Raw genomic sequence first — 13,328 nt, 5'->3', positions numbered from 1 at the left:
TCAATCATGCTCCCAATAGGGTGAGGGGCCGTAAAGTCCGGCGAGATAGTCGATGAACAGCCGCACCTTCGCGGGCAGGAACTGGCGGCTTGGATAGACCGCCGACAGCGTGACGTTTCGCGATCCCTCATAGCTGGGTAGAACCTGCACCAGCCGGCCGGCGCGCAATTCGTGGCCGATATCCCAGGTGGAGCGCAACGCAATTCCCAGTCCCGATATCACCGCCTCGCGGATCACTTCGCTGGAATTGGTGACCAGCATGCCTTCCGGGCGGATGCTGAGCGCCCCGCCCGGTCCTTCCAATCGCCAGATATCGTTGTTGTGGGCTGGCAGGCAGCGGTGCTTCTTAAGGTCCTCGATCGTCGCCGGCATGCCGTGGGCAGTGACATATTCCGCCGAGGCGCATAGCACGCGGCGCACCGGCGCCAGCCGGCGGGCGACGAGGCTGGAGGAATTGAGATCGGCGATGCGGATCGCCAGATCGTAACCGCCTTCGATGATATCGATGAATTCGTCGCTGAGCACCAGATTGACCGACAGGTCCGGGTGGCGCTCCATGAACCTCTTCAGATGCGGCGCAATATGCATGCGACCGAAGGAGGTGGGAGCTGAGATTTTCAGCGTGCCGTTGACGGTGTTGGCGCGCCCAGACACGAAATCCTCGGCATCCTCCAGCCCTTCCAGCACCGCAAGTACCCGTTCGTAAAAGCCCTGGCCCGCTTCGGTCAGTGAGATCTGCCTTGTCGTGCGCTGGAACAGCCGTGCGCCGAGCTTTTCTTCCAGCCGCTTGATGCGCTTGGAAATAACAGCGGGCGAATAACCAAGCTCCTTGGCGGCAAGCGACATGCTGCCGGAGGCGGCAACGGTTGCGAAGACCTCCAGGTCGCCCAGATTTGTCACAGTTGCCTCCCGATTATTTCCAGAACGGAAAAAATCCTTAGCATTTGATTGCGCTCCTTCAAAGTGGTAAAGAAACAATACCACTTGGCAAGACGTGCATGGAGGAGGGGGCGGTGACGCAGCCGATCAAGTTTCTGGAGCCGCGTGCGGCGGTTTTATCGGGCCGTGACCGCATCATATCCGATCTGAAGGATATCCTGGCCGAGGACTGTCTCGTGCACGAGCCGCGTGAGCTCGTGCCTTTCGAGACCGACGCTTTCGTCTCCTACCGCCGCCTGCCGCTGGCCGTCGCCTTGCCGAAGACCACCGAAGAGGTCGCAGCGGTACTGAAATATTGTCACCGTTACGGCATTCCTGTCGTGCCGCGCGGCGCGGGTACCTCGCTTTCCGGCGGCGCCATTCCGCAGGAAGATGCGGTGGTGATCGGCCTTTCGAAGATGTCCGCGATCCTCGAACTCGATTTTTACAATCGCACGGCAAGGGTACAGGCGGGCGTCACCAATCTCTCCATTTCCGATGCGGCCGGTGCGGAAGGCTTCTTTTATGCGCCGGACCCAAGCTCGCAGCTTGCCTGCACCATCGGCGGCAATGTCGGCATGAATTCCGGCGGTGCGCACTGCCTGAAATACGGTGTCACCACCAATAATCTGCTCGGCGTAAAAATGGTGCTTGTCGATGGCACGGTGCTGGAGCTGGGCGGCAAGCATCTTGACGCTGCCGGTTACGATCTTCTCGCCCTCGTTTGTGGTTCGGAAGGCCAGCTCGGCATCGTCACCGAGGCGACGGTGCGGCTGATTGCCAAGCCGGAGGGCGCGCGCCCGGTGCTGTTTGGTTTCGAAACTTCCGAAGAAGCTGGCTCCTGCGTGGCCGATATCATCGGCGCGGGCATCATTCCTGTCGCCATCGAATTCATGGACAAGCCGGCAATCGAGATTTGCGAGGCCTTCGCCAAGGCCGCATATCCGCTGGATGTCGGCGCGCTGCTGATCGTCGAGGTCGAAGGCTCGGAGGCGGAAATGGACGCCATGCTGGCCGATATTGTCGCCATTGCGAAAAAACACGGCGTGAAGACGGTCAGGGAATGCCAGTCGGCCATGGAGGCCGCGGCGATCTGGAAGGGCCGGAAATCCGCTTTCGGCGCAACGGGCCGCATCGCGGACTATATCTGCATGGATGGCACGGTGCCGCTTTCCCAGCTTTCCTATGTGCTGAAAAAAACAAGCGAAATCACCGACCGCCTCGGCCTTCGCGTCGCCAATGTCTTTCATGCGGGCGATGGCAACATGCATCCGCTGATCCTGTTCAACGCCAACGATCCGGAAGACGCCGCCAGGGCCGAAGAGGCGGGCAATGAAATCCTGAAGCTCTGCGTCGATGCGGGCGGTTGCCTCACCGGCGAACACGGTGTCGGCATCGAAAAACGCGACCTGATGCGGCACCAATATGCCGAGGCTGATCTTGCCCAGCAGATGGCGGTTCGCGCTGCTTTTGACGAGGGTTGGTTGATGAACCCTTCCAAGGTGTTTCCGCTGGAGGGGAGGGGATGATGCACTTTAGCTTTGTAGCCTTGGTGGGTGCGGCTCACCCCTCCGTGCCCGGCAGGGCAGAGGAGGGTATCTCTTGCTCGGAGCGCACCCCATGCTGACCCCTTATGCAGAAACCCAGGTCGCCGACATCATCCGCGACCACACAACCCGAAAAACCCCGCTGAAAATCATCGGCGGCAACACCCGCTCCGGTTTCGGCAATGCGGTCGAGGCAGATGAAACGCTTTCCTCCCGCGCAATGTCTGGCATCATCGCCTACAACCCCGCCGAAATGGTCATGACGGTCAAAGCAGGCACACCTCTCGCCACCGTCGAGGCCGCCCTTGCCGAAAACCGGCAGATGATGGCCTTCGAGCCGATGGACCACCGCCCGATCATGGGAACCACAGGCGAGCCGACCATCGGCGGCGTCTTTGCTGCCAATGTTTCCGGCCCGCGCCGTTATGTGGCTGGTGCGGCGCGTGACAGCCTGCTCGGCATCCGTTTCGTCAATGGAAAGGCGGAAGTCATCAAGGCGGGTGGCCGGGTGATGAAGAATGTCACCGGGCTAGATCTCTCGAAGCTTCTGGCGGGTTCACACGGCACGCTCGGTTTTCTCACGGAAGTAACCTTCCGCGTGTTGCCGAAACCGCCAGCGGAAAAAACCGTGGTTGTCTGCGGTCTGGACGACGAGGCCGCGACGCGGATCATGGCGGCGGCGATGGCGATGAGCGTCGAGGTTTCCGGTGCGGCCCATCTGCCGGAAAGCGTTCGCTCCCATTTCATCGCAGGCGCGCTGCCGGAAGGTCCGGCGACAATCCTGCGGTTGGAAGGGCTCGGGGCTTCCGTCGAGGCGCGCGCGGCGAAACTCCTTTCCGTCATGGATCGGGTTGGCCCATGGGCGCTGCTGGAAGGCGAGGAGAGTGCTGTTTTATGGCGGCAGGTGCGGAATGTCGCGCCCTATGCCGGGCAAGATGCCAAACCGCTCTGGAAAGTCTCGGTCGCGCCGAGCGAAGGCCACAGGCTGGTTGCTGCCTTGCGCATGGAAGCGGGTATCGATGCCTTTTACGACTGGCAGGGTGGTCTCATCTGGATGCAGATGGAGGCGGACCCCGAAGCGGAATTGCTGCGCGGTGCCATCCGCGCGCTCGGCGGCGGGCACGCCACCTTGATGCGGGCGAGCGACGCGGTGCGCGCCACCGTGCCGGCATTCGAACCGCGCCCGACGGCGGAGGCCATATTGTCTGCGCGCATCAGGGAAAAGCTCGATCCGGCGGGCATCTTCAATCCTGGCAAGATGGGAAGGGCCGTCTGAACCATGCAAACATCCTTCACGCCCGAGCAACTGGCTGATCCGCATGTGGCGGAATCCGAAAAAATCCTGCGCAAATGTGTGCATTGCGGCTTCTGCACCGCCACCTGTCCCACCTATGTCACGCTTGGCAATGAGCTGGACAGTCCGCGCGGCCGCATCTACCTCATCAAGGACATGCTGGAAAATAGCCGCCCGGCGGACCGCGAAGTCGTCACCCATATCGACCGCTGCCTGTCCTGCCTTGCCTGCACCACCACCTGTCCGTCCGGCGTCGACTACATGCATCTGGTCGATCACGCCCGCGCCCATATCGAACAAACCTATAAACGTCCCTTCATGGACCGCCTGACCCGCAATCTTCTGGCTGCGGTTCTGCCTTATCCCGGTCGCTTCCGGCTGGCCTTGCATCTGGCACGGATCACGCGACCCTTCGCCGGTGTGCTCGCGAAGTTTCCCGCGCTGAAACCGCTGCAATCCATGCTCGCTCTCGCCCCGGCTTCCGTGCCCGCCGTTTCAGCTTCTGCCCGTCCGGGTGAACGGTCAGCCGAAGGTGAAAAGCGTGGACGTGTCGCCATTCTTACCGGCTGCGCCCAGCCGGTGCTTGACCCTGGTATCAACGAGGCGACGCTGCGTCTTCTGGCGCGGCTTGGCGTGGAGGTTGTCGTGCCTAAGGGGGAAGGCTGCTGCGGATCGCTGGTGCATCATATGGGGCGCGAGGCTGAGGCGCTCGCCGCCGCCCGCCGCAATGTCGATGTATGGATGCGTGAAATGGAAAATGGCGGCCTCGATGCCGTCATCATCACCGCATCCGGCTGCGGCACGACCATCAAGGACTACGGCCATATGCTGCGGCTTGATCCGGCCTATGCGGACAAAGCCGCACGGGTATCGGCACTCGCGAAGGACATCACCGAATATCTTGCCACGCTCGACCTGCCACAAAAGGAAAGCCAGGGCCTGACGGTTGCCTATCATTCGGCCTGCTCCATGCAGCATGGCCAGAAGATCACCATGGCGCCGAAGCAATTGCTGAAAGCGGCTGGTTTTACCGTCCGCGATCCGGCGGAAGGGCACCTCTGCTGCGGGTCGGCCGGAACCTACAACATCATGCAGCCGGAGATCTCAGGAAAGCTGAAGGCGCGCAAGGTGAGGAACATCGAGGCCACACGCGCGGATGTCATTGCCACCGGCAATATCGGCTGCATCACGCAGATCGCGACTGGCACGGAAATGCCGATCCTGCACACGGTCGAGCTGCTGGACTGGGCTTATGGCGGACCGAAACCCGCGAGGCTTTTGGCTTAGAGCGCCGTTCGCTTGTAAGGGCCATGGGACCCGACACAAGGTTCGGGCCGGTGCGTCGTTCGCTCTGCTCATCCTGTGACAAGCACAGGAGTGGGGTTTGAGGGTAGCTTGGCACCCTGTCGGAAAGCGCCCTCTATTTCCATCCCAGCTTTAGAACTTGTAGGCCACGCCGAAGTTCACCGCATTGGTCATGATATCGGTTTTCAGCTTGCCGCCATTGTCGATATCCACGTCGATAAAGGAGTAGGTGCCTTTATATTCCACGAAGGTCGACCAGTTGTCGGTTATGCGGTAGCTAAGGCCGGCCTGCGCCTGCAGGGTTGCGCCACCGAACTGGTATTCGAAGGTTTTGCCGGAAGCCCGGGTAACCTCCACATGCGGCACGTTGATGCCAACGCCCGCGCCCACGTAAGGCGTCAGGCGCCAGGTCTCCAGCGGGAAACGATAGAGCGCGTTCAGCGTCAAAAGGTTCAGGCCGTCGGTGAACTCGAAATGCGACCAGCCGGAACGCGCCAGCGTCTGGTCGTCGGCATAGACCTTGTCATGGGTGTAATCGAGCGAGATGCCGAGATTGTTGAGCTGGCCTTCCTCGAACCAGTAGGTGCCGCGCACCCCCCAATAGGCAGGGCTCGAAAATGACTTGCCTTCCCACCCCGCCCGGAAGTCCGTTCCGTCCGAAACCGTGACATCGCTGTGCGGGGCGCTTTGCCAGCCGCCGTAACCGGAAAATTCAAATTCCCCCGCGATTGCGGAAGAGAAGGAAACGCCGCTGAGCAGCAGGGCGCAAAGAATGGAAACGCGGCGCAGCATGGGGAGAATCCAGTTTGGTGTTGAGGACACACCAAACCGCTTTTTAGTAACATTTAAATGACAGAAACGAAAAACGGGCGGTCAGTTGACCACCCGTTTCAAGGCCGTTCCATCATCCCCCTGAGAGAGGTCCGGCGCCTGGCGTCCCCCGCCAAGTCTCCTTCAATCAATCTAGTAGCGATTGTACCGCTGCGGGGCATCAATTCAAGCGCGATCTGCCGTGGTGTCGGCTGCAAGTCCGCGTATTAGCGGCACCGTTGCCGTCATATCACAATGACTGTTGTTCCGACGTTCACACGCTCGTAAAGATCGGTGACATCCTCGTTGCGCATGCGGATGCAGCCTGAGGAATTGTTGCTGCCGATCGTCCAGGGCTGGTTGGTACCGTGGATGCGGTAAAGCGTGGAGCCGAGATACATGGCGCGCGCGCCCATCGGATTGGCAGGGCCGCCTTCCATGAAAGCCGGAAGGTAGTGTCCCTTCGTCGCTTCGCGGCTGATCATTTCTTTCGGTGGCGTCCAGCTCGGCCATTCCGCCTTGCGCGTCACCTTGTGCGTTCCGGCCCATTCGAAACCGGGCTTGCCGACGCCGACGCCATAACGGCGGGCCTTGCCATCCGCCATGACGAGATAGAGGAAGCGGTTCGGCGTATCGATGACGATGGTGCCGGGCTTCTGGGTGGTCTGGTAGCTCACGATCTGGGGCAGGAATTGCGGGGCGATCTGCGTGCGCACCGGCGCATTCGGGCGAACGGCGGCGTTCTGTACCCGGGCCGGGCGCTGCGAGGTGACGCCGGAGCTTGGGCGCTGTGGCATGGTGGCCTGGCGCTGTTGGAAGAAAGGCTGGCGGGCTGCTGGCGCGCGCGGGTAAACCACGGGCCGCACATTGCCGCCACCAAGCTGCGTTACCCAGGGGGCGGAAAGGTCTGGACTGACGACGACAGGCGGGCGCTCCCGGTAACGCTCACCGGCTGCGGCGGCCGGGGCGGCGAAGGTGGAAACGAGGCTCAGCGCCAGAAAAACGGACTTCATCGTCATCGGGTGGACTCTCTCTGCGGTATGTCGCAACAATAGCAATTGCGGGATCATTCGCCCGCCTTGCCGGCTACGTTCGCACCTTGACGCCAGCGAATCGTAAATGGCTGTTCATTAAAAAGCGCTTGATTAGAAAAAGCTGGATTTAAGGTTAGCGACCCGTTTTGAAACGTGGTGAATGAGTGGTAAGTGCGCGCATCACGCCGGTCACGGGCGGGAGCGAAAAAGGGTGGTTGCGGGATGAACGAGGCGGGACTTGAAACGGGCGCGGATGGCCGCGTGCGGTGTTTCTGGCAGCAGGGACTTGAGGATTACAGCCGCTACCATGACGGAGAATGGGGTTATCCCGTCACCGACGATCGCCGCCTGTTCGAGAAGATATGTCTCGAGGGCTTCCAGTCCGGGCTCTCTTGGCTGACGGTGTTGCGCAAGCGCGAGGCTTTCCGTCTTGCCTTTGCCAATTTCGAATTCGAAAAAGTGGCGCAGTTCGGTGAAGCCGACATTGAGCGCTGTGTTGCGGACAAGGGCATCATCCGCCATCGAGGCAAGATCGTGTCGACCATCAACAATGCCCGTCGCGCCATAGCGCTCCGGGACGAATTCGGTTCGCTTGCCCATTATTTCTGGGGGTTCGAGCCTTCCGCCGCAGAAAGGCCGCAAAGGCTGGACTATGCGACGTTAAGGGCCAACCCCACCAGCGACGCGTCCATTCGTCTTTCCAGGGATTTGAAAAAGCGCGGCTGGACCTTCGTCGGCCCGACGACCGTCTATGCATTCATGCAGGCCATGGGTATGGTCAACGATCATATCGAAGGCTGTCATTGCCGTGAGCCGATCGAGGCCATGCGGCGGGAGTTTGTACGTCCATGAAAGCAAAGTCCCTTCTTCTGGCTTTTGCCATGGCCGTGGCGGCCGTACCGCATCCATCCCTTGCGGAAAGCCGCAACGTCGACGGCATCTGGCTGGACGACGGCGAAAGGCTCAAGGAGGTTGCCCTGCCGCCCACCGGGCCGTTGAAACTAGATGGCTGGACACGGCGCGGCCGTGGCGATGTCTACCGCCTGAAGGTCAAGGCCGGGCAGACGATGAAGGTCGAGCTTACCTCTTCCAGCGAATTTGTCCTGATGGCGATCTTTGATTTTTCGACGCCGGATCAGGACGCGATCTTTTTCAGCGACTCCGAAGGTAAAATCGCCACGTTGACGCCGAAGGCGGATACCGAATGGCTGATCCGCCCGACGCTTATCCTGGGATCACCGCGTCGCGGGCTCGGCGCGCATTATATCCTGACGGTCAGCACTCAGAAATAACGGCCCGCCGCACCTTCAGGCCGTTTGCGTCAGCGCGATCAGGCCGAAGCTCAAGATTCCAAGCAGCACGAGCGAGAGGCTGGCGGCGACGATGACCTTGCCCCCGGCATGGCGAAGGCTGCGAATGTCGACCGACAGCCCAAGCGCCGCCATCGACATGATGGTGAGGATGTTGGAGAGCGAGGCGAGGGGGCCGAGCAGAACCTCGGGAATAAGGCCGAAGGAACGGGCCATGATCATCAGCACGAAGCAGATGATGAACCACGGAACCATCTGCTGCAACTTCAGCCGGCCCTTGCCGGACTGGCCGTGGATGACGGAGAGGGCAGCAATGACCGGCCCCAGCATCAGGACGCGTATGAGCTTGACGATTGTCCCGGTCTGCACCGCAACGGCGCCGAGCGGGGCGGTGGCAGCTAGCACCTGCGGTACGGCATAGACCGTCAGGCCCGCGAAGATGCCATATTGGGTGGCATCAAGACCGAGAAGCTGCGGCAGAAACGGCATCAGCAGAACGGCGGCGACACCGAGAACGGCTGTAAAAGCAATCGATGCGGCGACATCTTCTGGCTTGGCGCCAATGGCGGGCGCTGCCGCCGCAATGGCCGAATTGCCGCAGATGGAATTGCCGCAGGCGATAAGGGTTGCGAGTTTGGGTGGCAGCCCCAGCATCCGCCCGGCGGCATAGCTGAAGATCAGCGACAGGGCGACGATGACAGCGATGCCGCCGATCAGCAAACCGCCGGCGCCTTTTAGAATGGCAAGGCTCAAGGATGCGCCAAGAAGCGCCACCGCAATCTCGAGCAGGGTCTTGGCACTGAACTTGATGCCGGCCGAAGCAACCGCTGGCAGCGACACGAGCGAACGCAAAAGCGTACCGATCAGAATAGCCAGCACCAGATCGCCGAGCCATGCGTGTCCGGCAAGCCGCACCTGAAAGCGTTCCGCCAGAATGGCAGCGCAACTGACCGCCGCGCAAAGCAGAATGCCCGGCAGAAGCGGGTTCAGCGAGCGAAAAGAAGACTGGAAGGGATGAGTGAGGGTGCGATGCTGTGCCATGGCCAGACAATGCCGGAATGGCCTGTTTTATTCTATCAAATAATATGGCATATATTATTCGATAAAATCGAATGAAAAAGCCATGACCTTCGAACAACTCCGCATTTTCATCGCCGTCGCCGAACGCGAGCACCTGACAAGGGCCGCACAGGCGATCGGTCTGACCGCCTCGGCCGTCAGTTCCGCTATCAAGAACCTCGAGGCATTTTACAATGTCGAGCTGTTCCATCGCGTCGGCCGCAATATCGAATTGACCGAAAGCGGACGGGTGTTTCTGGGTGAGGCCAGGGCGACGCTGGCGCGTGTGCGCAGCGCCGAACTGATTCTCTCCGAAATGGGCGGTCTGACGCGCGGCGAAATCACTGTCTGCGCCAGCCAGACCATTGCCAGCTACTGGCTGCCGCCGATCCTCATGCAATTCAAGAAGCTTTATCCGGGTGTTACGCTGAAACTCGATATCGGCAATACGAAAACGGTAACGCAGGCCGTGCTCGATGGGCTGGCTGAGGTCGGCTTCATCGAGGGCAAGATCGACGAGCCGGCGCTGATGGTGCAGCCCGTGGTATCCGACAAGCTTCTGGTCGTCACCGGCTCCGCCCACCCCTTCGCCGACGGCCGTTATCTCACCGCCCTCGATATTCTATACGGAACGTCCTGGGTGTTGCGCGAACAGGGTTCCGGCACCCGCTCCGCCTTCGAGGCGGCGGTGCGGCAGATGGGTGTCGACCCGGCAGATCTTTCCGTGATGCTGGAACTGCCCTCCAACGAGGCCGTGGTGATGGCGGCACGCTCCGGCGGCGCGGCGACGGCGGTTTCCGCCTCCGTCGCCTCCCTCTTCTTACGCCAGGGATTGTTGGTCCGCGCCGGCATCGATCTGCCCGCCCGCAATTTTGCTCTGTTGCGCCACAAGGAACGTCACACCAGCCGTGCCGCCATGGAACTGGAACGCCTCAGCCGTGCCGCCTCGGAGGACTACAAGGCCGGTCTTGCCGGTTTGTAGGTCGAAAGGCCGCGCGGCATTATCGGGATCGCGGTGCGCGGGCAGAGCCTATCACGTCAGCTCATGCGCAACGACGTGATGAACGATTCGATAGTCCCTGCTTTCCTCTCCCAACGGAGCGAGTGGCCATTCCCATGCGGCGGCCGGCGCGGACAGATCAACGCCATGCAGCAAGTCCTCGTGCTGGTGCAGGCTGCCGTCTTTGCCGATAACGTCAAAGGATGTGTCCGTTACCAGGCACACCTTGCAGGGAAGGGCGGCCAGCGCATCCAGATGCGTCTGCATGAGCCTCGGCAAAAGGTCATCAGGCGCGCCGGCAATCTTCTCCCGCTCCAGCCGATGCCGCGCGCCGGTGCCGATCTGTGACAGGAGGTTGGCCGAGACGACGAAATCCAGATAGGGCACCCGCCGCAGGAACTCGAGCGGTTCCGGTTCTTTACCTGCAACGATATCGTCAAAACCGGAAAGATCGCGGTTGACGATGCGCACATTCTTTTTGGAATTGAAGCGTAGCTTCGCCTGCACGCTGGCAAGATGCACCAGATCGACCAGAACCACGGTATCGAACATCGCCACCAGCGCATCGTATGGCACGTCGCGCAGCAGACCCGACCCGAGCACCACCGCCGTCCGTCTCTGTTTGAGTTTTCTCACCGATTGCAGCACAAATTGCTGGCTGTTGTTTTCATGCTCCGCCCATGCTGTTGCGCAGCGATTGGCGCGCGCCCATAGATTGACGGAATAGCGGATATGCGGCCGGAATGGTTTCGGCGTGGCCGCACGCGTGGCGGCATATTGCAGGGCTTCGAGGATCATTGATGCCTAACGGTAAATTTCGCGGCGATGGCCAATTTCCACCACCAGCACGACAAGCTTGTGGTCCTGTATATCGCAGATGATACGGTAATCGCCTACCCGGTAACGCCAGAAGCTGCCGAGTTCTGAGCCTTGCAGGGCGGCACCTGTCTGGCGGGGATTGTCGAGCGCCGCTACTCGGATACGCTGACGCGTCTGCGGATCGATTTTCCGCATCTCTTTCTGGACAAGAACATCGTATTCAATTGTCCAGATCACGCCAGAACTCCTCGGCGCTTACCACCTTTGATTCACCGCGCTGGATGCGCCGCGTCGCCTCTTCGGCTAGATAGAGATCTTCCATATCCTCAATATGTTTCTCAATCGCCTCGCGGATATAGTATGCGGACGTACGGCCCGTGCGCTCGGAAAGCGCTTTCAGCCGTTCATAGGTCTCGTCCGGCAGGCGGATGGCAGTCTGTTTGCTCATTGCTTGCGCCCTTTTCGACTAAAATGGGATACATGCATCCCATATAGCATTGTTTGCCCCGTGCGGCCAGTAGAACCAGAGGCTTTGCGGCTTGCCGCACCGGGCTTCATCATCTAATACACCGGCATAATTTCAGGAAAATATCGGATCGGCATCATGAGCGAAAAAGCAAAAAAGCCTCAGAAACTGAAAGCCCGCCTGCCGCGTGGCTTCGTGGACCGTTCTGCTGCCGATATCCATGCCACCAATGAAATGATCGACAAGATCCGCAAGGTCTACGAGCTTTACGGCTTCGATCCGGTGGAAACACCGCTGTTTGAATATACCGATGCGCTCGGCAAATTCCTGCCTGATAGCGACCGTCCGAACGAGGGCGTATTTTCGCTGCAGGATGACGACGACCAGTGGATGAGCCTGCGTTACGATCTCACTGCACCGCTTGCCCGCCATGTCGCGGAAAATTTTAACGAAATCCAGCTGCCCTACCGTACCTATCGCGCCGGTTATGTGTTTCGCAATGAAAAGCCCGGCCCCGGCCGCTTCCGCCAGTTCATGCAGTTCGATGCCGATACGGTCGGTGCTGCCGGTGTGCAGGCCGATGCCGAAATGTGCATGATGATGGCCGATACGCTGGAAGCGCTTGGCATTGCGCGCGGTGACTATGTCATCCGCGTCAACAACCGCAAGGTGCTGGACGGCGTCATGGAGGCCATCGGCCTTGGCGGCGAGGAAAATGCCGGTCGTCGCCTGAACGTTCTGCGCGCCATCGACAAGCTCGACAAGTTCGGCCCGGAAGGCGTGAGACTACTGCTCGGCCCCGGCCGCAAGGATGAATCCGGCGATTTCACCAAGGGTGCGGGTCTTGATGACTATGCGCGTGAAAAAATCATGTTGCTTTTTACCCACAACGGCGACCAGTCCGCGGACTATTTTGCTGCTATGCAACCGTCCGATGTTTTGCCCTCTGACGCATTGCTGACAGGAGGACAAAGCTCACTGCCTTTGGTTATAGCGAATCCAAGTTTTCTCGATGTATTTGAGCAACATTTCCCAGACGCTGATTTGTTTAGAGAAGGTCTTGATGAACTACGTAAGATCAGTTCTCTCGTTCGTGCGGCAGGTTATGGCACTCAACAAATTCGCATCACTCCTTCCGTAGTGCGTGGCTTGGAATATTATACAGGTCCTGTATTCGAGGCAGAACTTACTAAAGCCATTCCGAATGAAAAAGGTGAGATCGTGCGCTTTGGCTCGGTTGGCGGCGGCGGGCGTTATGACGGTCTCGTCTCGCGCTTCATGGGGCAGCCGGTTCCGGCCACGGGTTTCTCCATCGGCGTGTCGCGACTGATGACGGCCTTGAAGAACCTCGGCAAACTCGGTCAGGTCAAGCCGCTCGCCCCGGTTCTCATCACCGTCATGGATGGCGATGTGGACAGCATGGGACGTTACCAGCGCTTCACACAGGCGCTGCGTGCCGAGGGCATCCGCGCCGAAATGTACCAGGGCAACTGGAAGAAATTCGGCAATCAGCTGAAATATGCCGACCGTCTCGGCTCCCCCATCGCCATCATCCAGGGCGGTGACGAGCGCGCCGAAGGCGTCGTGCAGATCAAGGACCTGATCGAAGGCAAGCGCCTGTCAGGTGAAATCGAGGACAATGCCAGCTGGCGCGAAGCGCGGGTGGCACAGATCACCGCGCCAGAAGCCGAACTGGTGGCGAAGGTTCGCGAGATTCTGGAGCATCATGCAGAGGACGTTCGCCGCGCCGCTGAAGGGCACTGAGG

The 13,328-nt window shown here is 60.1% G+C and carries 14 protein-coding genes; 7 read left to right on the top strand and 7 right to left on the bottom strand.

Going from position 1 to position 13,328, the window contains the following annotated elements:
- Positions 1-900 carry a LysR family transcriptional regulator gene (locus tag GH784_RS24410; RefSeq protein WP_065703868.1) on the bottom strand — a complete coding sequence of 300 codons (900 nt, stop codon included), beginning with the start codon at positions 898-900 and terminating at the stop codon, positions 1-3.
- A 98-nt stretch (positions 901-998) separates the two neighbouring features.
- On the opposite strand from GH784_RS24410, the gene GH784_RS24405 reads away from it, so the two are divergent.
- The 3 genes from GH784_RS24405 (at position 999) to glcF (ending at position 5,046) form a co-directional block, all read left to right on the top strand.
- The gene (locus GH784_RS24405; RefSeq protein ID WP_153793920.1) at positions 999-2,447 is read left to right on the top strand and encodes an FAD-linked oxidase C-terminal domain-containing protein; all 1,449 of its coding nucleotides are present in this window, start codon (positions 999-1,001) and stop codon (positions 2,445-2,447) included.
- Positions 2,448-2,538: 91 nt separating this feature from the next.
- Entirely contained in the window at positions 2,539-3,741 is a 1,203-nt protein-coding gene (gene glcE / locus GH784_RS24400; RefSeq protein ID WP_065703869.1) for a glycolate oxidase subunit GlcE, read from the top strand.
- A gap of 3 nt (positions 3,742-3,744) precedes the next feature.
- Complete coding sequence (gene glcF / locus GH784_RS24395) at positions 3,745-5,046, top strand: glycolate oxidase subunit GlcF (RefSeq protein WP_004432239.1); 1,302 nt, start codon at positions 3,745-3,747, stop codon at positions 5,044-5,046.
- A 150-nt stretch (positions 5,047-5,196) separates the two neighbouring features.
- On the opposite strand, the gene GH784_RS24390 is transcribed toward glcF, so the two are convergent.
- Both GH784_RS24390 and GH784_RS24385 read right to left on the bottom strand, forming a co-directional pair.
- Positions 5,197-5,856, bottom strand: coding sequence for an outer membrane beta-barrel protein (locus tag GH784_RS24390; RefSeq protein ID WP_065703872.1), 660 nt, complete (start codon positions 5,854-5,856; stop codon positions 5,197-5,199).
- A gap of 263 nt (positions 5,857-6,119) precedes the next feature.
- Entirely contained in the window at positions 6,120-6,893 is a 774-nt protein-coding gene (locus GH784_RS24385; protein WP_065658316.1) for a L,D-transpeptidase, read from the bottom strand.
- 237 nt (positions 6,894-7,130) lie between these two features.
- Between GH784_RS24385 and GH784_RS24380 the strand changes: the two genes are divergently transcribed.
- Positions 7,131-7,760: a DNA-3-methyladenine glycosylase I gene (locus GH784_RS24380; protein ID WP_004432231.1), complete on the top strand. Its 630-nt coding sequence runs from the start codon at positions 7,131-7,133 to the stop codon at positions 7,758-7,760.
- The gene (locus GH784_RS24375) at positions 7,757-8,200 is read left to right on the top strand and encodes a hypothetical protein (protein ID WP_013635544.1); all 444 of its coding nucleotides are present in this window, start codon (positions 7,757-7,759) and stop codon (positions 8,198-8,200) included. Before GH784_RS24380 ends, GH784_RS24375 begins: the two co-directional genes overlap by 4 nt.
- 15 nt (positions 8,201-8,215) lie before the next feature.
- Here the strand turns inward: GH784_RS24375 and GH784_RS24370 are convergent, their stop codons facing one another.
- Positions 8,216-9,259 carry a YeiH family protein gene (locus GH784_RS24370; protein WP_065703874.1) on the bottom strand — a complete coding sequence of 348 codons (1,044 nt, stop codon included), beginning with the start codon at positions 9,257-9,259 and terminating at the stop codon, positions 8,216-8,218.
- 82 nt (positions 9,260-9,341) lie between these two features.
- On the opposite strand from GH784_RS24370, the gene GH784_RS24365 reads away from it, so the two are divergent.
- Positions 9,342-10,259 (top strand): LysR substrate-binding domain-containing protein, encoded by a 918-nt coding sequence (locus tag GH784_RS24365; RefSeq protein WP_004432220.1) that lies wholly within the window; start codon positions 9,342-9,344, stop codon positions 10,257-10,259.
- A 51-nt stretch (positions 10,260-10,310) separates the two neighbouring features.
- Here GH784_RS24365 and GH784_RS24360 read toward each other — a convergent pair whose 3' ends face one another.
- Genes GH784_RS24360 through relB form a run of 3 tightly spaced genes read right to left on the bottom strand, consistent with a single transcriptional unit; the run spans position 10,311 to position 11,544 of the window.
- A complete protein-coding gene (locus GH784_RS24360; protein WP_065703876.1) occupies positions 10,311-11,075 on the bottom strand; it encodes a hypothetical protein in 765 nt (254 codons plus the stop codon).
- Positions 11,076-11,081: 6 nt separating this feature from the next.
- The gene (locus GH784_RS24355) at positions 11,082-11,333 is read right to left on the bottom strand and encodes a type II toxin-antitoxin system RelE family toxin (protein WP_065703878.1); all 252 of its coding nucleotides are present in this window, start codon (positions 11,331-11,333) and stop codon (positions 11,082-11,084) included.
- Positions 11,317-11,544 carry a type II toxin-antitoxin system RelB family antitoxin gene (gene relB / locus GH784_RS24350; RefSeq protein ID WP_013635548.1) on the bottom strand — a complete coding sequence of 76 codons (228 nt, stop codon included), beginning with the start codon at positions 11,542-11,544 and terminating at the stop codon, positions 11,317-11,319. The genes GH784_RS24355 and relB overlap by 17 nt, the downstream gene beginning before the upstream one ends.
- 156 nt (positions 11,545-11,700) lie before the next feature.
- Here relB and hisS point away from each other — a divergent pair, with 156 nt between their 5' ends.
- The gene (gene hisS, locus GH784_RS24345; RefSeq protein WP_065703880.1) at positions 11,701-13,326 is read left to right on the top strand and encodes a histidine--tRNA ligase; all 1,626 of its coding nucleotides are present in this window, start codon (positions 11,701-11,703) and stop codon (positions 13,324-13,326) included.
- Positions 13,327-13,328: the final 2 nt, after the last annotated feature.

The organism is Agrobacterium tumefaciens, from assembly GCF_009649785.1.
GTDB lineage: Bacteria > Pseudomonadota > Alphaproteobacteria > Rhizobiales > Rhizobiaceae > Agrobacterium > Agrobacterium tumefaciens.
The sequence above is the reverse complement of the archived record's forward strand: the minus strand, read 5'-3'. Positions and strand labels throughout refer to the sequence as shown.

Excerpts from the sequence above, each read along its gene's own strand:
- GH784_RS24405 (WP_153793920.1), top strand. The coding sequence starts at position 999 with ATGGAGGAGGGGGCGGTGACGCAGCCGATCAAGTTTCTGGAGCCGCGT.
- glcE (WP_065703869.1), top strand. The coding sequence starts at position 2,539 with ATGCTGACCCCTTATGCAGAAACCCAGGTCGCCGACATCATCCGCGAC.
- glcF (WP_004432239.1), top strand. The coding sequence starts at position 3,745 with ATGCAAACATCCTTCACGCCCGAGCAACTGGCTGATCCGCATGTGGCG.
- GH784_RS24390 (WP_065703872.1), bottom strand. The coding sequence starts at position 5,856 with ATGCTGCGCCGCGTTTCCATTCTTTGCGCCCTGCTGCTCAGCGGCGTT.
- GH784_RS24385 (WP_065658316.1), bottom strand. The coding sequence starts at position 6,893 with ATGACGATGAAGTCCGTTTTTCTGGCGCTGAGCCTCGTTTCCACCTTC.
- GH784_RS24380 (WP_004432231.1), top strand. The coding sequence starts at position 7,131 with ATGAACGAGGCGGGACTTGAAACGGGCGCGGATGGCCGCGTGCGGTGT.
- GH784_RS24375 (WP_013635544.1), top strand. The coding sequence starts at position 7,757 with ATGAAAGCAAAGTCCCTTCTTCTGGCTTTTGCCATGGCCGTGGCGGCC.
- GH784_RS24370 (WP_065703874.1), bottom strand. The coding sequence starts at position 9,259 with ATGGCACAGCATCGCACCCTCACTCATCCCTTCCAGTCTTCTTTTCGC.
- GH784_RS24365 (WP_004432220.1), top strand. The coding sequence starts at position 9,342 with ATGACCTTCGAACAACTCCGCATTTTCATCGCCGTCGCCGAACGCGAG.
- GH784_RS24360 (WP_065703876.1), bottom strand. The coding sequence starts at position 11,075 with ATGATCCTCGAAGCCCTGCAATATGCCGCCACGCGTGCGGCCACGCCG.
- relB (WP_013635548.1), bottom strand. The coding sequence starts at position 11,544 with ATGAGCAAACAGACTGCCATCCGCCTGCCGGACGAGACCTATGAACGG.
- hisS (WP_065703880.1), top strand. The coding sequence starts at position 11,701 with ATGAGCGAAAAAGCAAAAAAGCCTCAGAAACTGAAAGCCCGCCTGCCG.